The organism is Pseudomonas sp. P4_C1, from assembly GCF_056402155.1.
The window spans coordinates 21825-42112 of the sequence record NZ_JBFUHY010000038.1 but is presented as its reverse complement, the minus strand read 5'-3'; the positions used below and the strand labels follow the sequence as shown (position 1 = coordinate 42112).

The window sequence follows — 20288 nt, the reverse complement described above, 5'->3', positions numbered from 1 at the left end:
GAGCAAGCTCGCTCCCACARKTTTGATGGGTGTCAGGCYACCGGAATCATTGGCAGGTCGAGGACCTGASCACCGCTGARCCGTGCTGGCAATGGAGATGCTGTGTCTGTATACGGCCAAACAYAAGGTCGATATGYAGTACACAAACCCTGTGGGWGCGAGCTTGCTCGCGATGGCGGTCTTGCATTCAACATCTCTGTTGGCTGGCAKGGCCTCATCGCGAGCAAGCTCGCTCCCACARKTTTGATGGGTGTCAGGCYACYGGAATCATTGGCAGGTCGAGGAYCTGACCACCGCTGAASCGTGCGGATGAACCGCTGATGGATTCGTGCGGCACGCCCTTGGCCACGTCACTGACGCCATCGAGTCGTGCCAGTTGCTCAGCACTCAACTGCACATTCAGCGCGCCCAACGTCGCGTCCAGCTGTTCACGAGTCCGGGAGCCGAGGATCGGAATCAGCGCCGTGGTCGAGCGTTTGGCCTGTTCCCGCAACCAGGCAATGGCCACGTGGGTCGGGCTGGCATCGAGTGCAGTGGCGACGTCGATCAAGGTGTCGAGCAGGGCGGTTTCCCGGGCGCTTTTTTCAGCATGAATCAGCACGCCGAGCTTGTTCGCGCGGTTGTCGCCCTCGCTATTGCGATACTTGCCAGTCAGGAAGCCGCCACCCAGCGGCGACCACAGGGTCGCGGCCAGGCCCAGGGCTTCGGCCATCGGCAGTTGTTCGCGCTCGGCGGTGCGTTCGGCGAGGCTGTACTCGACCTGGATCGCCGCAATCGGTGCAAAGCCACGTATCTGCGCCAGCAGGTCGGCGCGGGCGATGCGCCACGCAGGGAAGTTCGACAGCCCGGCGTAATGAATCTTGCCGGCACTGACCAGGTCGTCGAAGCCGCGCAGGATCTCTTCCATGGGCGTGACGCCATCGCTCATGTGCGCCCAGAACAGGTCGATATGATCGGTCTTCAGGCGTTTAAGGCTTTCTTCGACGGCGCGCACCATGTTCTTGCGGCTGTTACCGGTGTGGGAAATGCCGGCCGCGGGTGTAGTCCCGAGGGTGTATTTGGTGGCGATGACCAGGCTATCCCGTTCTGCGGCGATGAACTCGCTGAGCATGGCCTCGGACTGCCCGCCCTGATAGCCGTTGGCGGTATCGATGAAGTTTCCGCCGGCCTCCCGATAACCCTCAAAAATGCGTTTTGCTTCGTCACGCTCGGCGCCATGGCCCCAACCGGTACCGAAATTACCGGCGCCCAGCGCCAGTTCGGAAACACGCAAGCCGGTTTTACGACCGAAGACTTTGTAATGCATGGGATGACTCCAGAGGGGTGGCGACAGGATTTAATAGATTGTTTACGACATTTATTAAATATGATGATAGTAATCTAATGCGTCAAGGTGCTTTTCTTTCCTGCACAAAACCGCCGATCACCGGTCGCGTTTTCCATGCGCAATGGCATACTGCCGCCCATGACTATCGATTCCCCCTTAAGCGCCTGGCAGCACGCCATCGAACAAAAGGGCTTCGTCCAGGACGAGGCCCAGGAATATGCCGTGTGGGCGCTGCAAAAATGCCATGAAGCGCTGCATGAAGGCCGTTCGCCCATTTCCGGCGTATACCTGTGGGGGCCGGTGGGGCGGGGYAAGACCTGGTTGATGGACCAGTTCTACCAAAGTCTTCGGGTGCCGGCGCGGCGCCAGCACTTTCACCACTTCATGGGCTGGGTGCACCAACGCTCGTTTCAACTGACCGGCACCGCCGATCCGCTCAAGGCGCTGGCCCGTGAATTGGCCGAAGAAGTGCGCGTTCTGTGTTTCGACGAGTTGTTCGTCAACGACATCGGCGACGCGATCATTCTCGGGCGCCTGTTCCAGGTGATGTTCGAACAGGGCGTGGTGGTGGTCTGCACCTCCAACCTGCCGCCGGACCATTTGTACGCCGACGGATTCAATCGCGACCGTTTCATGCCCGCCATCGCGGCGATCAAGCAGCATATGCAAGTGATTGCAGTGGATGGCGGGGAAGACCATCGCCTGCATCCGGGTGCCGGTTCGCAGCGTTATTGGGTGGCCGAGCCCGGCAGGCCCGGCGCACTGGATGAAGTGTTCCAGGTATTAAGCGTCGGCCAGTCAATATCGAGCGACCCGATCCAGGTTGGTTACCGCTCACTTGAGGTGGTCAAGGCCAGCCCGACGGTGCTCTGGACCCGTTACGCCGCGCTGTGCGAGCAACCCTTCGCGGCCATGGATTTCATCGCTCTGTGCGATACCTACAGCGCTATTCTGTTGAGTGAGGTGCCCAGCCTCAGCGCGCAGAAACGCGCCGGGCGCATTGCCCGTGGCACCGAGGATGGTGTCGAGCGGGTAGTGGCGGGGGATCGTGAGTTGCCGCAGTTGTCGGTGCATGACGACGGTGTGCGACGCTTCATTGCCCTGGTGGACGAGTGCTACGACCGCAAGGTGCCGCTGTACCTTGAAGCGCAAGTGCCAATGGCGTCGCTTTACACCGAGGGTTATCTGGAATTCCCGTTCCGCCGCACCCTCAGCCGATTGCAGGAAATGCAACTGCAGCGGTTTGCCGAAGTTTGATCGGGAGCAGTGAGCATGAATCAGCCCCTGTCGCATCATTTGCTGACCATGGCCTATCAGAACGCTTGGGCCAATCACCGATTGGCCAAGGCCTGGCGTCAGTTGAGCCCGCAGGAACTGACCGCACCCCGGGTCAGTTTCTTCCCCACGATCCGCACCACCCTCAATCACATCCTCACCTGTGACTGGTTTTATGTGGACGCCCTGGAGCGCGAACTGCGTGGCGACGATCCGCATCCCGATTGCCGGGTATTTTTCAAGGAAGACGAGCCCTGCCTCATGGCGACGGACCTCGTTGGCGAACAGGCCCACGTCGACCGTCGGCTGATCGCCTACTGTGAGCAGATGCGCGACGCCGACCTCGGCAAAATCGTGACCATCGCCCGCGACACCCCGCAACACGACAGTCGCTTGCGCCTGCTGTCCCATTTGTTCGAACACCAGATCCATCATCGAGGACAGGTTCACGCCATGCTCAGCGGCACCTCGGTCAATCCCCCGCAACTCGACGAGTTTTTCTGTGCCGGTGAGTCGCACTTGCGGGCCGAGGATTTTGCCGAACTGGGGTGGACCGAAGCCTTGATCTGGGGCGCTTGAGCACCAGAGATTTCTGCGGTTGCGATTGTCGATACCATGGTGCTCGCGCTATGGTCAGCCGGCACTTCAGCGTGAAGTACATGCTGGGGGCTACTTCATGTGTGATCGAGGATGGAAATGGACTCCGCAGAAATTCTTGTGCTTCAGGCCAGTTACACCAATCCGGTGCATGCCGAGGCTATTTGTCTGGTGTTGAACCACTACGCCGAGGACCCGATGGGAGGTGGCCAGCCGTTGCCAGCCCATGTACTGGCGCAACTCCCGGCAGAGCTCGCCAGGCGCCCCCACGCCTTCAGTGTGCTGGCCTTTGTCGGGGGCGAGCCGGCCGGGCTGGTCAATTGCTTCGAGGGATTCTCGACCTTTGCCTGCCGGCCGCTGGTCAATGTGCACGATGTGTGCGTGGTGAAAAAGTTTCGCGGTATGGGCTTGAGCCAGAAGATGCTGCAAAAGGTCGAGGACATCGCCCGTCAGCGTGGTTGCTGCAAGCTCACCCTGGAAGTGCTGGAAGGCAATGCCGTGGCGCAGGGGTCGTATGAAAAAGCCGGTTTCGCCGCCGGCATGTTCGACCCGGCCCATGGGCGGATGCTGTTCTGGACCAAGAGCCTCTGACTCAACAGGCAAAAAAAGGGCGTCCATCAAGACGCCCGACAGTCTTCTCCGACTACATGTCAGAGGTCCATGGATCATTTCGGTCTGTAGGTTTCAGTCATTTGTGCGGTTTGATCGTCCGGAACCCGCAGCTCAGTGCTTTGGATGGGGTGGCCCAAGGCTTGTTGCTGGGCCAGTCGCAGGCTTTCGTAGTAATAGCGCATGCGCTCGGCTCCGCCTTCGGCAAAAGCGCTGGTTGAGCCCAAAGCCATCAGGCCGGCGAGGATCAATGCGGTGCGTTTCATGGTTTGCCTCCCACTACAGATGTCGGATGCCTTTCGTCCATGAGTCAATGAAGCAGTGTCGAAATGGCATTATCCGCCGAATCCGTTAAATGGGAATCAGCTTCACCAACGGCCTTCATGGCTAGCGCGGGAAGCCTGCTCGGAGTAGTTCGCGAGCCGGTGCGGAAGCAGTGCAGACTGCTCCCGCTTGAAAGGAGGGGGTCAGGCGAGTGGGGCGCGTTGCGTCACAGCCAGGGGCTGCGTCTGGCCGGCTTGCAGCAGCAGTCGCAACTGCGCCAGCTCCTGTTTCAACTGATCGCGTTCGTCCTTCAACTGACGCAATTCATCGCGACGGATTGTGACGTAAAGGGTTTGTGCTGGCAGTGCGGTGTGTACTGTGCCCATTGCTCACCTCGCAAATGGCGTGTCTCAACTGTAGGTACGCCTCGAAATCCGCGGCTGACCTACTATCGGCGCCAATTTTGATTTCTTTTGCCCCCGAAGGGAACTTTTTTATTTTTCATGGTCGTTGTGTCTTCGGTTTGATTCCCGACGTTATCCATCAGGATCGGGCACAATGCCCGGAAACTTCACGCCAACGCTCTGGACTAACCTCATGAGTCGCGTTGGGCTATAACCTTTGACACACTTTTATTTGTAGTAGGGAGCATCAGTACATGCAACTCGGGATTATTGGACTGGGCCGCATGGGCGGCAATATTGCGCGGCGCCTGATGCTCAACGGGCACACCACCGTTGTTTTTGACCGCAATACCGCCTTTGTCGAAGCCCTGGCCACAGAAGGCTCCACGGGCGTCACCGATCTGCCGGCGCTGGTCGCTGGCCTGGCCAGGCCACGTGCGGTGTGGGTCATGTTGCCGGCCGGCGCGCCGACCGAAGAAACCATCGATACCCWGAGCACCTTGCTCGAAGCCGGTGACACCATCATCGACGGCGGCAACACCTTCTATAAGGACGATATCCGCCGGGCAAAGACCCTGTCGGAAAAAGGCCTGCATTACATCGACGTCGGCACCTCCGGCGGCGTCTGGGGTCTGGAGCGCGGCTACTGCATGATGATCGGCGGCGATGCCGAGACCGTTAAGCGCCTCGACCCGCTGTTCAAAACCCTGGCCCCGGGCCTGGGCGATATCCCGCGCACCAGGGACCGCAAGTCCGATGACGAGCGTGCCGAACACGGCTACATTCACGCCGGTCCCGCCGGCGCAGGACATTTCGTGAAGATGATCCACAACGGCATCGAGTACGGAATGATGCAGGCCTTCGCCGAAGGCTTCGACATCCTGCAAACCAAAAACAGCGAGAACCTTGCGCCAGACCAGCGTTTCGACCTGAACGTCGCCGACATCGCCGAAGTCTGGCGTCGTGGCAGCGTGGTGTCCTCGTGGTTGCTCGACCTGACTGCCGACGCCCTGGCCAGCGATCCAAAGCTCGACGGTTACTCCGGGTCCGTGGCCGACAGCGGTGAAGGTCAATGGACCATCGAAGCTGCGATGGAGCAAGCGGTGCCGGTACCGGTGCTGTCCAACTCGCTGTTCTCCCGCTACCGCTCCCGTGGGCAAGGGACCTTTGGCGACAAGGTTCTCTCGGCCCAGCGCTTCGGCTTCGGCGGCCACGTGGAGACCTCGAAAAAATGACCCATGTGATCCGCAGGAAATCCAAGGCTGAACCCGCACCACCAACGACGCTGTTTCTGTTTGGCGCCCACGGTGACCTGGTCAAGCGTCTGTTGGTACCGGCGCTGTATAACCTCAAGCGCAACGGGCTACTCGGGGATGGACTGCGGATCATCGGCGTTGACCACAACGCCATCAGCGATGAAGGCTTTGCGCAAAAGCTCGAAGATTTCATTCGAAACGAGATGGCTGGCAAGGGTGACCACACCCTTGATCCGGCGGTCTGGTCCAGACTCGCCAAAGGCATCAGCTACGTCCAGGGCGATTTCCTGGACGACAGCACTTATCAAGCGCTGGCGGCGAAAATCGCCGACAGCGGAACCGGCAATGCGGTGTTCTACCTGGCCACCGCACCGCGTTTCTTCAGTGAAGTGGCACGCCGCCTCGGTAGCGCCGGCTTGCTGGAGGAGACCCCCGAGGCGTTCAGAAGGGTCGTGATCGAAAAACCCTTTGGCTCTGACCTGCAAACGGCCGAGGCCTTGAACGCCTGCCTGCTCAAGGTGATGACGGAAAAGCAGATCTACCGGATCGATCATTACCTGGGCAAGGAAACCGTGCAGAACATTCTGGTCAGCCGTTTTTCCAACAGCCTGTTCGAAGCGTTCTGGAACAATCACTACATCGATCACGTGCAGATCACTGCCGCCGAAACCGTCGGCGTGGAAACCCGTGGCAGTTTTTATGAGCACACCGGCGCCCTGCGGGACATGGTGCCCAATCACCTGTTCCAGCTGCTGGCGATGGTGGCGATGGAACCACCCGCCGCGTTTGGCGCCGATGCGGTGCGCGGCGAGAAAGCCAAGGTCGTCGGCGCGATCAGGCCCTGGACGGTGGAGGAGGCCCGCGCCAACTCGGTGCGCGGTCAATACACTGCAGGTCAGATCGACGGCAAGGCACTGCCGGGCTATCGCCAGGAAGACAAGGTCGCACCCGACAGCAATACCGAAACCTATGTGGCCCTCAAGGTCATGATCGACAACTGGCGCTGGGTCGGCGTGCCGTTCTACCTGCGTACCGGTAAACGCATGAGCGTGCGTGACACCGAGATCGTCATCTGTTTCAAACCGGCGCCCTATGCGCAGTTCCGCGATACCGAGGTCGACGAGTTGCAGCCGACCTATTTGCGCATTCAGATCCAGCCCAACGAAGGCATGTGGTTCGACCTGTTGGCCAAGCGTCCCGGTCAGGCCCTGAAGATGGACAACATCGAGCTGGGGTTCGCCTACAAGGACTTCTTCGAGATGCAGCCGTCCACCGGCTACGAAACCCTGATCTACGATTGCCTGACGGGCGATCAGACTCTGTTCCAGCGCGCCGACAACATCGAGAACGGCTGGCGCGCCGTGCAGCCGTTCCTGGATGCCTTGCAGCAGGATTCCAGCGTGCAGGGCTATGCCGCCGGGGAAAACGGCCCCAAGGCCGGCGAAGAGTTGCTGACTCGCGACGGCCGCGTCTGGCACCGCCTCGGATAACACGTATCTCCTGTGGGAGGGTGTACACAGGTTTCGTGTCCGACACAGATCAACTGTGTGCGAGCCTGCTCCCACATTTTGCTCCGGCGGTTACAGCCAGTAGCTCACCGCATACCACCCGAGCAAGCCCATCACCACGGTGTACGGCAACGCCATCCAGACCATCCGCCCGTAAGACAGGCGCACCAGCGGTGCGATCGCCGAGGTCAGCAGGAACAGGAACGCCGCCTGGCCGTTCGGGGTCGCCACGCTCGGCAGGTTGGTGCCGGTATTGATCGCAATGGCCAGCGTCTCGAAATGCTCACGGGTCATCTCACCCGCCATGAATGCGCGCTTCACTTCGGTGATGTAAATGGTCGCCACGAACACGTTGTCGCTGATGGCAGACAGCAGGCCGTTGGCAATGAACAGCATGCCCGGTTGTTGGTCCGCCGGCAGCGCCAGCACCCAGTGGATCAGCGGTGCGAACAGTTGCTGGTCGTGAATCACCGCGACCACGGCGAAAAACACCACCAGCAATGAGGTGAACGGCATGGCGTCCTTGAACGCGGTGCCGAGACGGTGTTCGTCGGTGATGCCGGTAAAGGCGGTGATCAGCACGATCACCATCAAACCGATCAAACCCACTTCGGCAATGTGGAACGCCAGCCCGGCAATCAGAATCAATGCGGCAAAGCCTTGCACCAGCAGCGCTGCACTTTGACGCGCGGTGCGCTCGGCATTGTCTTCGGCGGCGTAGTTGGCCAGTACCGCGCGGACGTTATCCGGCAGCAGCGTGCCGTATCCGAACCAGCGCAGCTTTTCCAGCAGCACGCACGTGATCAGCCCGGCAACCAGTACCGGTAGGGATACCGGCGCAACCCGGGTAAAGAAGTCGGAGAAGTGCCAGCCCATTTCATGGCCGATCAGCAGGTTCTGCGGTTCACCGACCAGCGTGCAGACTCCGCCCAATGCGGTACCCACGGCACCGTGCATCAGCAAGCTGCGCAGAAAGGCGCGGAACTGTTCGAGATCACCCTGATGGAGGGTGGGCAGATGTTTGTCGTCGCTGAACTCGCTGTCCAGACGCGGATCGTTACCAGAGGCGACGCGGTGATACACCGAGTAAAAGCCTACGGCGGCACTGATGATCACGGCAGTCACGGTCAAGGCATCGAGGAACGCCGACAGAAACGCCGACAGAAAGCAGAACATCAGGGCCAGCAGGGCCTTGGAACGAACCCCCAACAGCAGGCGCGAGAACAGGTACAGCAACAAGTCCTTCATGAAATAGATACCGGCCACCATGAACATCAGCAGCAGGATCACCGGGAAATTGTGCAGCAACTCGTCGTACAGCGCCTGTGGCGTGGTCATCTTCAGCAACAGGGCTTCAATCAATAACAGGCCGCCGGGCATCAGCGGATAACACTTGAGCGCCATGGCCAGGGTAAAGATGAACTCAAGCACCAGCAGCCAGCCGGCCGCCACCGGGCCTGCGGTCCACAGCACCAGGGCATTGAGAATCAGAAAGCCGACGATGCAGGCCTTATACCAACGGGGCGAGTTCCCGAGAAAGTTGTGCGCGAACGCCTGGGCCATTGAACCGGACATCGGCTGCTCCTTGTTTTAAGAAGCGCGCAAGTTGCCGTAAGCGGGCGAGAAGATCAAGCACAGGAAAAACCCATCGGTTTAGCCCAGAAAGCGCGCGACGACTGCCTTGTAACTGCCCTGCAGCGAATAGCCGCCAGCCACGATGTTTCCATCGGCCTGCACCGTGACACAGGTGGCGGTATCCGGGCTGGGGCCCAGGCGAGTACGCGTACAGCCGCAGCCTTTGCCAAAGCGGCGATCGGGATGGCCGTTGGGCAGGTATCGCCCGAGTATGAAGTCTGCTTCAACGCCGCCGATGGTTGCACCCGCTGTCAGCACACCGCCATCGGGCTGTAACTGCGCGGCGATCCACTGGCATCCGCTGTGACCGATTTGCAGCCGCTGTGGTTGTCCGCGGTTACAATGATTGTCGGGTCGGCCATTGCTGCGCATTTTAAATGTCAGGCAGTGCATCGGCTCGCAGCTGCTGCCAAAACACAGGATGTCGCCGTCGTTTTGCTGGACCACCTGACTGACCCGGGCGCCATGCCCTTGCGCCTTGAAGGTCATGAATCCATCTACGGCAAAACGGTCATCGAGGCGGCCGTCCGCGTGATAGCGCGCCAGCAAGCCTTCTTCAGGAAAGTTGATCGATCCACCGACCAGAATTCGGCCATCACGTTGTACCGTCAGGCTGCTGAGCCAGGTATTCATCAGCAGGTGCCTGACCACCACGAAGCCGCTACCGTTGAACGAACAGTCCAGCGAGCCTTCGACATCCAGCCGTATCAACAGGCCGACGTGATCGGCCAGTTCGTAGTGATGGTTGGCCAGGACCAGGATCCGGCCGTCTTGCTGTATGGCGATATCGCAGGCTTCCGCGCCCGGCACGCCGGGTGGCAGCCAGGCATCGCGGATGCCCAGGGACAGACCGCCAGGCAGTCGCACGACGCGGCGGCCATTATCGCCAAAGCTCTGAACCAGGCGACCTTGCTGATCCAGCAAGGCGAGGGCCGGGAGCGTGCGGTGCGCGTTTTCGTAGTGCAGCCCGGCCAACAGGATATTGCCGTCGGGCATGACCAGAACCTTGGCGCCCATGGCTTCGAATCCCGGTTCGAATTGGCCGATGACACTACCTTGCTTGCCGAACGCGAGGTCTGCGCAACCATCCTCCAGCAAGCGGGCCAGACCAAAGCGGCTGCCATCGGCCATGGCGACTTTTGCGGCTACCAGCAAGCGGCCCTGCGCATCGATCGCAATGTCATTGGCGAGGCTGGAAAGGCTGTCGACGAAATACACCTGGGTTTTGCCGTTGGCGGCAAACGTCGTATCGAGGGTCCCGGGGGGGTTCCGGGTGGCGGAGAAGGCAAAAGCGGACTGGCGTGACATGCACCGCATCTCCTTGCGAGTCGTCCTGATCCAGAAGTTTGGGCGGCGACTATGTAGGGAGAATATTCAATCCCTGAATGATGAGATGCGCAACGGTGAGAACTCACAGACGGAGAGTCGTTGTGTGCCACAACAGTGTCTTTTCGAACCAATGGCAAGCCTGCAAAGTACCGGGTGCGCAAAAGTTCGAATTTGTGCGGGAAATGAGTGCGGATCGGTGAAAACGATCAACCCGACTAATGACAAGGGGGGAGGGTGCGGATTACCCCGGAGTAATCCGCAAAACGATTAGTGCGGCATCGACCACGACTGCAGTGTGTAACCTTCCTCGCTCAATTCGGCGCGGGCCTGTTCCAGCAGACGTTCAAGTTGTTCAGGGTCGGAGTAGGCACTGCTTGGGATCTGCTTGCGGCCAATGCTGGTGCTGGTGCGGTCGATAACGGTCAGGCTGAGTTCGCCATTACCGTCTTGTGGGGCCCAGGCCACGCATTTGAATGGTTTGAATGCGCGGTCGGCAATCAGCAGTGCTTCGTTGATACGGAGCGGGGCGTTCATAGGGTCTTCTCTCTGTATGCCCAATCAAGTGATGTGCCGTCGGTTGGGCTTACCGTTCGGCTGGTTACTTGTACTGATGCCCGCAACCGGGGTTTGGGTCACACACAATCAAAATAAATTTCCACTTTATTTCACAGGCTCAAGAATGAGGCTGGCATTGAAAGCGCAATGAAAGGAAAGAGTCGTTAGGTAACTAACATAATCACAACTTATAACTGGTTTTACAGCGTCGCTATAGTCAAACAGTACAAGGCCCTGTCAAATTCTTGCTAATGTTACAGTCAGGTCTGCCAAATGACTGTTTTTAATAAAATTTCTTAAATTTGGCGTCAAGGAACAGTCATGAGCGATGCGCCTGCTTTACGACGTTTGTTAGTGGTGGACCCCTGTGACGATTGCTATCGTCTGCTCCCTGGATTGCGCGCTATCGGTTGGGACGTTGACAGCTGCACGCTGGCGAACGCCACTGACCGAACCTGTGACGTGGRCTTGTTGCGCTTGCAGCCCTCTCACCTTGAGCACCCGGAAGCCGTCAAGGAATTGATCAGCCGCAGTGGCACCGAATGGATAGCCGTACTCAATCAGGAAGTGCTGCGCCTGCAAAATGTCGGCGACTTTGTCTGTGAATGGTTTTTTGACTTTCATACCTTGCCATTCGATGTGTCCAGGGTTCAGGTCACGCTGGGCCGGGCGTTTGGCATGGCGCGGTTGCGCGGGCAGGGCACGGTCCATGTTGACCAGCCCGAGCACGAATTGCTGGGTGACAGCAAACCTGTCCGTGAACTGCGAAAGCTGTTGAGCAAACTGGCTCCGACCGAATCTCCGGTGTTGATTCGGGGTGAAAGCGGCACTGGCAAGGAACTGGTCGCACGCACCCTGCATCGTCTGTCCCAGCGTCACAGCAAACCCTTTATCGCGATCAATTGTGGTGCGATTCCCGAACACTTGATCCAGTCCGAGCTGTTTGGCCATGAGAAAGGCGCATTTACCGGCGCGCACCAACGCAAGGTCGGACGGATAGAAGCCGCCAACGGGGGCACTCTGTTTCTCGATGAGATCGGTGACCTGCCACTGGAGTTGCAGGCCAACCTGTTGCGGTTCCTCCAGGAAAAACATATCGAGCGGGTGGGCGGCAGTCAGCCGATTGCGGTGGATGTGCGGGTTCTGGCGGCGACGAACGTCGACCTTGAAGCCGCCATCGCGAAGAAACGCTTTCGTGAAGACTTGTATTACCGCTTGAACGTACTGCAAGTGGCGACCGTTCCACTGCGCGAGCGCCATGGCGACCTGGCGACGCTGGCCAACCACTTCTCCCATTTCTACAGCCATGAAACCGGGCGCCGCCCACGCAGCTTCAGCGAAGACGCATTGATTGCCATGGGCAAACACGACTGGCCAGGCAATGTTCGCGAACTGGCCAACCGCGTTCGTCGCGGGCTGGTGTTGGCCGAAGGCCGGCAGATCGAGGCCCGTGATCTGGGGTTGATCAGTCCGCATACAATCGTCGCGCCGATGGGCACCCTCGAAGAATACAAGAGCCGGGCCGAACGCCAGGCATTGTGTGACGTATTGAGCCGCCACAGCGATAACCTGAGTGTCGCCGCCAAAGTATTGGGCGTGTCGCGACCGACCTTCTACCGGTTGTTGCACAAGCACCAGATTCGCTGAACCGCAGCTTTGAACAAAAAAACGCTGCGATTGAAATTGCTGCAGGTTTTTTGTTCGGGTCAGAAGTAGTAAGGAAGTTTCAGGCTGAACTGAAAGTCCGGGGCATCGTCCGTCATGCCGATGGACAGGTTGGGTACGATAGTCAGGTTGTCGGTGGCCGCAATGGTCATGCCGATGTTGAAGTAACCGGCGTTGGCATCGCTGGAGACCACCGATTGCCAATCCCCGCCATCTTCCTTGAGCTTGCTTTTGCGTTGCACCAGGTCCGAGACTGAAAACGACATACTCATCTTTTCGTTCAAGGCGAACGCAATACCGGTGCCAATCTGGAAGCTGTCGCCAATGCGTACTTTGCCCGGTGTCTTGACCGCCGGGTTGGAGCTGATGTCGTCGAAAGACTCCTCCAGATTGTGCGTGTAGGACAGGCTGCCGAACAGCACCGCCGGATCGAACGTCTTGACCAGAGAGATCCCCGGCGTAATCGACCAGACACCATTACCGGTAGGCAAGGACTCAGGCACGGCCAGGTTGGAGTTATCGTCCACCCGAATCAGCTTGATGCCGAACGGATCTTTGCCGGTCGGCGCCTTGACGCGCAAGGTCACCACGGCATCCGGGGTGTTGACCGACTCGTCGAGGAATTTGTAGGCGATACCGAAGTTGACGTCACCTATGGTCGGGTCTTCCTTGACGGTATCTTCAGTCGTGACGTTGGCGGTGCCGTTATTGCCGCCACCGGACTGGTAGGTGGATTCACGGTAGACCACCGGCACGTTCAGGTCGAACTGCCAGCGATTGTTGAAGTTGTAGCGGCCGGTGAGGTCAAGCGTCCAGGTGTCGGCCTTGATCCGGTCCAGGTTGATGGCGCCCAGAAAGATCGAGTCCAGGGCGAGAAAGCCGTTGAGGATCAGTTGGCGGGTATCGTATCGGGAGTAGGTAATTCCGGTTTCGAAGCTGAACTTGCCGCCACCGAAGAACCCGCTGGCCTCGTCATACAGATTTGAAACGCTTTGCGCCGGTTGTGAGTCATCGGCCAGCGATTGTCCATACGAGCTGCCGCGCCCCCCGGCGGCACCCCCTGAAGCGGCCGCCGCACCGGCGCCGGTGGCGACGTTTGGATTGCCTTTCATGTCTGCTGGCGACTTGGCCAGGCGTTTAGGGGGAGGAGAAGCGGGCTGGTCCTCAACCTGGCGGATTCGTTGTTCCAGTACCGCCAGGGCTTTTTGCTGGACTTCGTATCGTTGTTTCAACTCCAGCAACTCTTGTTTGAGCGCCTGCATTTCCGGGTCAGGTGCTGCCTGCAACATCGCCGCGGGGAGTAGAGCACTCAAGCAGACAACTGCACGCAGTGATACTGATCGGTACATGAAATAAGCCGTCCATTTGTGCCCAATGGTCCAGACTCAGCGTAGTTCAATAGCCCAAGGTCCGTAATGCAGCGAGTTGGTTCAGATTGCAGTCCAATGCGCCGGTACTCGGGCCATTATTGTTGAGCACTACGTTGAGTTGAGTCATGTTGTTGACCACATTGCTGCTGCCCAGCAACCGGGTGTTTTGCAGCAACCCGCCTTGGGCGACCTGTTGCAGGCTTGTGCCCTGGTTGTTGTTGGCGGTAATGGCCACCTGAACACCGCCACTCGTCGCGGAAACGGCGACACTGCCTGCGGCATTGCTGCCGGTGATGGTTTGACCGGCTATCAGCGCCTGGCCCTGGTTCGGCACCAGTGCCGGGGCCGTGCCGGTCTCTTTGACGTTGATGGCAATGTTGTTGTTTGAGCTGTTGCCATCGCCTGCGGCCCGTGTGACCTGGGTTATGCCCCGGGAAGTGCTCAGGGCAGCGCCACCCGTCACGTTACCGCTGCCCGACCTGGACGTACCGCCATGACCAGATTGCTTGATGGTTGAAACATAGAACTCGGGTTTGACCGTTGCGGCTTGGAGTTGCATCGAAGTGGATGCCCCGATCAGATCACCACTGGCATTGCGCCAGGTACTGCTCATGACGACACCGAAGCTGATGACCCGCCCCGGCATCACATACCGGCCACGCAACTCGGCCAGTTCCTGGTCCTTGATTTCGATGGGTCTGAACTCATCAGCAAAACCTGAAGTGTTCGCTGCCAGACAGGCAGCGACCACCCAATACGAGGTTTTCATTTGCTGCTCCCGGAGCATCCTGCCCCCTCTCATCTTTTTGGCGATTAAAAGAAGTCGCTCTGTATGAAACCAAAATCCATCAATTCAGCATCTTTGACCGGGTTGAAGTTATCCATCTTGTTCTTGGCTGTCAGCGGTTCCGGTGGACTGCGTAACGCATTGGTTTTGTCGTAACCGGGACCGACGATAGCGAAGATAATGCCATTCCAGCCTTTGACAAAATCATCATGGGCGTAGCGTTTGTGACCGAGCACCGGGTCGCCGATATAGACCCAGTGCTTGTCCGCCCGCTGCAACACCACGAAGTGTTTGTAGCCGCGAATTTCCATCAATACCACCACCGGGATCGTCACTGCATCGAGTCTTTCCAGCGGGATCTTGTAGCCCCGGGCGCGCATGCCGATGCGCTCTATGTAGCGCTTCATGTCCAGCATGGAAAAACCCTGGGTACGCACTATGTCCTGGTCTGCGGTGACCAGCATGCCTTTGATGACGTGCTCCTCATCGACGTCGAGCCAATAGGCCTGGCGCAGTATCGTTGCCAGCGCAGCGGCGCCGCAGCTGAAATCGGTTTTCTGTTCGACGATGTCGCTGAACTTGCGCTCACGCAAACTCTGCACGTGCTTGTACACCAGCACGCCACCCGGCAGGGCGGCAACCGGTATCTGTGCAGCCTGGGTCATGCCAGAAAGACCAGACAGGCCAGACAGGCAGAGCAGGGCGAAAAGGGCAGTCTTACGCATGATCGGTACGCCTTCTGACTGTGGAAAAGCCCCGTCGCCGGTGCTTTCATTGCGATCACAATTACCGGCAAGCCTTGCAGCCTGCGGCGATGGACAGCGAGTTGCTTTGCTGGTTGCCTACCCCGGACGATATGTTGGCTCCGCCGTTGCCGGAGAAGTTGTTCATCGAGCCTGTCATCGAAGCATTGTTGGTTACAGGGGGTTTCCAGCCTTCTGGCGTCATCACTTGTTGAGTGGTTACGCCAGCCAGACCGAATACACCCACGGTTACGAAATCAGTCGTGGTGTTGCCGTTGTTGGTGACGTTCAGCCCGGACGCGCTTTGGTTAGCCGCTGCCGCCGCTTGTGCTGCACGACCGCCAGAAACGGCAATCGCCAGGTTGTTTTTCTGTTGGTTGAGGTTGCCCGCGGTCACGTTGATGCCGATGTTGCCGGAACCGCTATTGCCAGCGTTATTGAGCGTAGCGTTGTTGGTGTTGGAGTAGTTCTTGACGGTGCTGCCGGTGCTCCTCTGAGTCGCGCTGGAGACGGCGACGGCGGTGCCGAAGATGAAGCTTTCGTCAGCAGTGGCAATGGCGGCGGCGTTGTCTTGTTGGTTGCCGTCACCGGCTGCAACGTTGGCGCCCATGTTGCCGTTGGAGTTGTTCAGGGAGTTATCGACTTTAGCGTCGTTCCTGGTGCCCTGGTTCAATACGGTGTTGTCAGTGCTGTCCTGCGAGTCCATCACGGCCGCCCCGGCACCTGCTGTAATTTGCAGAATTTGTTCCAGGGTCGGGCCTTCAGGCTGATGGTTGTTGCCATGTCCATTGCCCTGATCGTGATCATCAAGACCGCCTGCTTGGGCTGCGAATGCCATCACTGCTGCCAGAGCGAAAGCTAGTGGCCTGAGAGCCGTTGTCGGGTTCATGGTGTTTCTCCGTGCTTTTTAGCTGGTCAAATGTTGGTACTTCCCCGATCGCACTGCATCGGGGTCAGTCAGCGACCCGGATGCTCAGGGTATTAGCCATTCGGTTGCCCACCCCGGCACTCTGGTTCACCTGGATCACTCCCCGGCTGCCGGTGAAGGCCTGGTCGCTTGTGACGACCTGGCGACTGCCGTTTGGGGTGCCAGTTGCTCCCAAGTTCGGTAACAACGCCACGTTCTGTTGAGAAAGAGCACTATCGTCAACAGCTTGCGGTGCAGCACTGATGCTGATGCGCATGGCGTTGGCCATCTGGTTGTTGGCCCCGGCACCCTGGTTGACGCCCAATACACCGTTGCCATTGCTCAAGGAGGTGCCGACGATACTGGCCGTCGCGTCCATCGACGGATTGGCGGGCGTGGTGATTTTCTGCTGGACGCTGGTGCTCGCATCGGCTTGGGTACCCATGGCGATCGCGCGGACGTTGGCCTGCTGTTGTTGTTCACCAGCCGCCTGGTTGACGTTGAAGTTGCCGCGGTATTGAGCACCGGAATCCTGGAGGGTGGCGTTGTTTACCGAACTGACGCCCGAATCGGCCATTACGCCGGTGCAGCCGAACAGGGCAAGTAGCAGCAGGGACCGACTCATCTCATTGGCCTCCCGCCATTCTGCCCAGTGAGCCGAGGCCGCTGCTCATGGCACGGTTGATGGTCCCGGAAATCGCGCTGCCACTGCCACCACCCTGGCCGACGGACATGCCGGGCATACCGTTGGGGTTGGTGACGACGTTGAGGCCTTGCACGCCACCCAGGCTTTGCCCGTTGTTGTGGCGAAGGGCCGTTCCGGTGGTGACCCCGGCGATGTCGGCATCGCTGAGTTCGCCGGTAACTCGGGCCGACGGGTTGGCATTGACGGTGTTCGGGTTCGGATCTGTGCCGCTGCTGCGACCGACAGGTGTTGGGTGAATGGTTCGATCGAGCACGATGACACCGTTGCCTTCGGCTTGAACATTGAAACTGAGAAGCGCACCGGCAGCGCTCGCGATCACCAAGAGCCACGTAAAGCCTTTTTTACCGAGTATCCCCACGATCATCTTTCCTTCTTTTGTGGGCTGGCCCTGGTCAGCTGTATAAAGGAGAGAGCGAAAGCTGTGCCGGTTTTTGAATATCGTGTTGAATCAATGGCTTATGGATGTTGTCCGGGAGCCCTTTGCCGAGGATGTTTCAACGGTGAGACAAAACCCTGCGCAGGCAGCCCGGATATGCGGATGCACCGCTCTAGAACAAGGGTCTTGGCGATGCTGTATCAGCGCCTTTACAAGTCCGGTGACCAAACGATGAAGGGCGCTGAAATGGGTGGTTTGAGACAGGAAGGGTGTTTCAGGATCGGACACTTTTCACCCAAAACAGGGGGGCGGGGGAGAATGCCCCAAACGCCGGTCAGGCCTCGAGCAATCGGGTCACCGCGTTCAGTGCCTGGAGTCGGCGATCTGCCCAATCTCCCTGCAGTACTTCAACGGATTGTGCGTGGTGCTCGAGCCAGGCCAGGGTCTGGTCGAAAAATGCCTGGCGCTCACTCAATCGGGGCTGGCAACGCTGGCCATCATCCGTCCAGGCAACGTGTTCCGGCGACAGCAGCAAGTGCAAGTCGTAATGCCGGGCCAGTAGCGCTTGTTCGATCCAGGCGGGACAGTCGCCGAACAGGGTTTGGCTCCAGAGGATATTGCTCAGCAGGTGCGTGTCGAGGATGAGCAAAGGCGGTTGTTGTGCTCGTGCTTCGTCCTCCCATGCCAATTGACCGCGGGCGATGTCCGGAATGTCGGCCAGGGTGGTGTCCCGCGGATTCTGCTCGATGAACCAGCGCACATACTCGTCGACCAGAATCCCGCCGAAGCGCTGTTGCAACTCGGCCGCCAGCCAGCTTTTACCGCTGGATTCGGGGCCTGTGAGTACCAGGACTTTCATGCGTGCAATGCCGGATCGGCACGCCATTCGCGCCAGCCTTGCACGGCGATCACAGTGAACAAGCCGTACAGGGTGGCGGTCAGGTACAGGTCCTTATAGATGAACAGCCCGACGAAAATCACATCCAGGGCGATCCACAGCGGCCAGCACTGGACACGCTTTTGCGCCATCCAGACCTGCGCCACCAGGCTGAACCCGGTCAGCGCCGCATCGAGCCAGGGTTGTGCGGCATCGGTCCAGTGGGCCATGGCCGCCCCCAGCAACAGGCTGCCAATTGCACCGATGGCAAGGCTCAACGCCACGGACCGGGTATCGAGCCGACTGACTTCGCGGCCATGGGTCGTTTCGCCAAACCGCGTCCACTGCCACCAACCGTAAAGCTGCAAGGCGGCATAGACGACTTGCAGCAGCATGTCCGAATACAGCTTCACCTCAAAAAAGATCCAGCTATAGAGCAGCACCATGACCAGGCCGATGGGCCAGCACCAGGGGTTCTGTTTGACTGTCAACCAGACGGCAATGACACCGAGGGCGGCGGCAAACAGTTCAAGCCCGGACATGGAGGCTCCTTGGTAAAATCGAAAAGGGGACGGATTGTAACCGGATCGGCGTCGAGAATCCCGTGGCGCAGGGTGTGCTTCATTGGCGCCCGATAACGCGGCAGCGCCAATCGGACTTGTCTGGTAGGATTTCGGCCCCGCGCGGATAAACCCGAATCAGGGTTGTTTTTTCACAGGATTTTTACGGCTCTGTGGTGATCCTTGATGCGCGGTGCTTCAGCTACGCTAATCGCAATTCAAGCTTTTGAAAAATACTAACGGGGCATGCCGACGCGCATAGCCTTTTGGGGGATTGATGGATCTTTGGACCGCCTTTCAGGCATTGATTCTTGGGGTTGTAGAAGGGCTGACCGAATTCCTGCCCATTTCCAGTACCGGCCACCAGATAATCGTGGCCGACTTGCTCGGCTTCGGGGGCGAGCGGGCGATGGCGTTCAACATCATTATTCAGCTGGGGGCCATCCTGGCAGTGGTGTGGGAGTTTCGACGCAAGATCTTCGACGTGGTCATCGGTCTGCCGACCCAGCCGGGCGCCCGGCGGTTTACCGCGAACCTGTTGATCGCGTTCCTGCCCGCCGTGGTGTTGGGTGTGATCTTCGCTGACCTGATCCACAAGTACTTGTTCAACCCGATCACCGTGGCAACGGCGCTGGTCGTGGGCGGGATCATCATGTTGTGGGCCGAGCGCCGTCAGCATGAAGTACACGCCGAAACGGTGGATGACATCACCTGGAAAGATGCCCTGAAAGTCGGCTTCGCCCAATGCCTGGCCATGATTCCGGGCACTTCGCGTTCGGGCTCGACGATCATCGGCGGGTTGCTGTTCGGCCTGTCGCGCAAGACCGCTACCGAGTTCTCGTTCTTCCTGGCGATGCCAACCATGGTCGGCGCAGCGGTGTACTCGGGCTATAAATACCGTCACCTGTTTGTCCCGGCGGATTTCCCGGTGTTCGCGATCGGTTTCGTCACGGCGTTCGTCTTCGCGATGATCGCGGTCCGCGGGCTGCTCAAGTTCATCGCCAACCACAGCTATGCGGCGTTTGCCTGGTATCGCATTGTGTTCGGCCTGATCATCCTGGCGACCTGGCAATTCGGCTGGGTCGACTGGAGCGCGGCCAAGCCGTGAGTGACTCAAGCGCGCGCAATAACCCCGGGCGTCAGCCCGGGGGACAGATCCGCCATTCACGGTTGAAGTGGCTGGTGTTTGCAATCCTGTGCGCGTTGCCGCTGTCGGGTTCGGTGTCGTCATGGCTGCACGGGGTCTCGTTGATTCCCCTGGCGGCCTACGGCATCGTCAGTGTCGTGACGTTTTTTCTGTACTGGAGCGACAAGCGCAAGGCCCGCGCCGAACAATGGCGGACGCCGGAGAATGTCCTGCATGCGCTGGAGTTCGCCGGAGGCTGGCCCGGTGCCTTGCTGGCCCAGCAAGCGTTTCGGCACAAAACCCGCAAAGTCTCGTACCAGTTGGTGTTCTGGATCATCGTGCTACTGCACCAGGTGTTCTGGATCGACCACCTGTTCCTCGGCGCACACCTGTTCGCCTTGTTCTAATGAAG

The 20288-nt window shown here is 59.0% G+C and carries 22 protein-coding genes; 8 read left to right on the top strand and 14 right to left on the bottom strand.

Annotated features, from left to right (window positions below; genetic code table 11):
• Positions 1–253 precede the first annotated feature (253 nt).
• Complete coding sequence (locus tag AC1DU9_RS19355) at positions 254–1306, bottom strand: aldo/keto reductase (protein ID WP_477810642.1); 1053 nt, start codon at positions 1304–1306, stop codon at positions 254–256.
• A gap of 159 nt (positions 1307–1465) precedes the next feature.
• On the opposite strand from AC1DU9_RS19355, the gene zapE reads away from it, so the two are divergent.
• From zapE to AC1DU9_RS19340, 3 genes are all read left to right on the top strand, one after another.
• Positions 1466–2584 carry a cell division protein ZapE gene (gene zapE / locus AC1DU9_RS19350; protein ID WP_223458182.1) on the top strand — a complete coding sequence of 373 codons (1119 nt, stop codon included), beginning with the start codon at positions 1466–1468 and terminating at the stop codon, positions 2582–2584.
• Between the two features lie 15 nt (positions 2585–2599).
• Positions 2600–3181, top strand: coding sequence for a DinB family protein (locus AC1DU9_RS19345; RefSeq protein WP_477810641.1), 582 nt, complete (start codon positions 2600–2602; stop codon positions 3179–3181).
• A 117-nt stretch (positions 3182–3298) separates the two neighbouring features.
• On the top strand, positions 3299–3790 hold the full coding sequence (locus AC1DU9_RS19340) for a GNAT family N-acetyltransferase (RefSeq protein WP_223458178.1): 492 nt from the start codon (positions 3299–3301) through the stop codon (positions 3788–3790).
• A 74-nt stretch (positions 3791–3864) separates the two neighbouring features.
• Here the strand turns inward: AC1DU9_RS19340 and AC1DU9_RS19335 are convergent, their stop codons facing one another.
• Together AC1DU9_RS19335 and AC1DU9_RS19330 are read right to left on the bottom strand one after the other, a co-directional pair.
• A complete protein-coding gene (locus AC1DU9_RS19335) occupies positions 3865–4074 on the bottom strand; it encodes a hypothetical protein (RefSeq protein WP_223457083.1) in 210 nt (69 codons plus the stop codon).
• Between the two features lie 201 nt (positions 4075–4275).
• Positions 4276–4458: a DUF6026 family protein gene (locus AC1DU9_RS19330; protein WP_108228275.1), complete on the bottom strand. Its 183-nt coding sequence runs from the start codon at positions 4456–4458 to the stop codon at positions 4276–4278.
• Positions 4459–4730: 272 nt separating this feature from the next.
• Here AC1DU9_RS19330 and gnd point away from each other — a divergent pair, with 272 nt between their 5' ends.
• Together gnd and zwf are read left to right on the top strand one after the other, a co-directional pair.
• On the top strand, positions 4731–5711 hold the full coding sequence (gene gnd / locus AC1DU9_RS19325; protein WP_477810640.1) for a phosphogluconate dehydrogenase (NAD(+)-dependent, decarboxylating): 981 nt from the start codon (positions 4731–4733) through the stop codon (positions 5709–5711).
• Positions 5708–7222: a glucose-6-phosphate dehydrogenase gene (zwf, locus tag AC1DU9_RS19320; protein ID WP_223458173.1), complete on the top strand. Its 1515-nt coding sequence runs from the start codon at positions 5708–5710 to the stop codon at positions 7220–7222. Before gnd ends, zwf begins: the two co-directional genes overlap by 4 nt.
• Before the next feature lie 90 nt (positions 7223–7312).
• On the opposite strand, the gene nhaB is transcribed toward zwf, so the two are convergent.
• The 3 genes from nhaB to AC1DU9_RS19305 all read right to left on the bottom strand — a co-directional run bounded on the left by nhaB (position 7313) and on the right by AC1DU9_RS19305 (position 10738).
• A complete protein-coding gene (gene nhaB / locus AC1DU9_RS19315; RefSeq protein ID WP_223458171.1) occupies positions 7313–8815 on the bottom strand; it encodes a sodium/proton antiporter NhaB in 1503 nt (500 codons plus the stop codon).
• 78 nt (positions 8816–8893) lie between these two features.
• Positions 8894–10183, bottom strand: a complete 1290-nt coding sequence (locus AC1DU9_RS19310; protein WP_477810639.1) for an NHL repeat-containing protein — start codon at positions 10181–10183, stop codon at positions 8894–8896.
• Between the two features lie 288 nt (positions 10184–10471).
• Complete coding sequence (locus tag AC1DU9_RS19305) at positions 10472–10738, bottom strand: hypothetical protein (protein ID WP_108217494.1); 267 nt, start codon at positions 10736–10738, stop codon at positions 10472–10474.
• 342 nt (positions 10739–11080) lie between these two features.
• Here AC1DU9_RS19305 and AC1DU9_RS19300 point away from each other — a divergent pair, with 342 nt between their 5' ends.
• Positions 11081–12406: a sigma-54 dependent transcriptional regulator gene (locus AC1DU9_RS19300; protein WP_477810638.1), complete on the top strand. Its 1326-nt coding sequence runs from the start codon at positions 11081–11083 to the stop codon at positions 12404–12406.
• A gap of 59 nt (positions 12407–12465) precedes the next feature.
• On the opposite strand, the gene AC1DU9_RS19295 is transcribed toward AC1DU9_RS19300, so the two are convergent.
• From AC1DU9_RS19295 to pnuC, 8 genes are all read right to left on the bottom strand, one after another.
• Positions 12466–13773, bottom strand: coding sequence for a hypothetical protein (locus AC1DU9_RS19295; RefSeq protein ID WP_223458165.1), 1308 nt, complete (start codon positions 13771–13773; stop codon positions 12466–12468).
• A 46-nt stretch (positions 13774–13819) separates the two neighbouring features.
• Positions 13820–14581: a hypothetical protein gene (locus AC1DU9_RS19290; RefSeq protein WP_477810637.1), complete on the bottom strand. Its 762-nt coding sequence runs from the start codon at positions 14579–14581 to the stop codon at positions 13820–13822.
• A 26-nt stretch (positions 14582–14607) separates the two neighbouring features.
• Positions 14608–15306, bottom strand: a complete 699-nt coding sequence (locus AC1DU9_RS19285) for a C39 family peptidase (RefSeq protein WP_477810636.1) — start codon at positions 15304–15306, stop codon at positions 14608–14610.
• A gap of 61 nt (positions 15307–15367) precedes the next feature.
• Complete coding sequence (locus AC1DU9_RS19280; protein WP_477810635.1) at positions 15368–16213, bottom strand: heme utilization protein; 846 nt, start codon at positions 16211–16213, stop codon at positions 15368–15370.
• Positions 16214–16277: 64 nt separating this feature from the next.
• Positions 16278–16856 carry an adhesin gene (locus tag AC1DU9_RS19275; protein WP_477810634.1) on the bottom strand — a complete coding sequence of 193 codons (579 nt, stop codon included), beginning with the start codon at positions 16854–16856 and terminating at the stop codon, positions 16278–16280.
• Position 16857: 1 nt separating this feature from the next.
• Positions 16858–17301 carry a hypothetical protein gene (locus AC1DU9_RS19270; protein ID WP_457265991.1) on the bottom strand — a complete coding sequence of 148 codons (444 nt, stop codon included), beginning with the start codon at positions 17299–17301 and terminating at the stop codon, positions 16858–16860.
• A gap of 346 nt (positions 17302–17647) precedes the next feature.
• Positions 17648–18172 (bottom strand): AAA family ATPase, encoded by a 525-nt coding sequence (locus AC1DU9_RS19265; protein ID WP_223458155.1) that lies wholly within the window; start codon positions 18170–18172, stop codon positions 17648–17650.
• Positions 18169–18732, bottom strand: coding sequence for a nicotinamide riboside transporter PnuC (gene pnuC, locus AC1DU9_RS19260; RefSeq protein WP_223457115.1), 564 nt, complete (start codon positions 18730–18732; stop codon positions 18169–18171). Before pnuC ends, AC1DU9_RS19265 begins: the two co-directional genes overlap by 4 nt.
• Before the next feature lie 295 nt (positions 18733–19027).
• Here pnuC and AC1DU9_RS19255 point away from each other — a divergent pair, with 295 nt between their 5' ends.
• Together AC1DU9_RS19255 and AC1DU9_RS19250 are read left to right on the top strand one after the other, a co-directional pair.
• Complete coding sequence (locus tag AC1DU9_RS19255; protein ID WP_223458153.1) at positions 19028–19858, top strand: undecaprenyl-diphosphate phosphatase; 831 nt, start codon at positions 19028–19030, stop codon at positions 19856–19858.
• A complete protein-coding gene (locus tag AC1DU9_RS19250; RefSeq protein ID WP_223458151.1) occupies positions 19855–20283 on the top strand; it encodes a DUF1294 domain-containing protein in 429 nt (142 codons plus the stop codon). Before AC1DU9_RS19255 ends, AC1DU9_RS19250 begins: the two co-directional genes overlap by 4 nt.
• Positions 20284–20288: the final 5 nt, after the last annotated feature.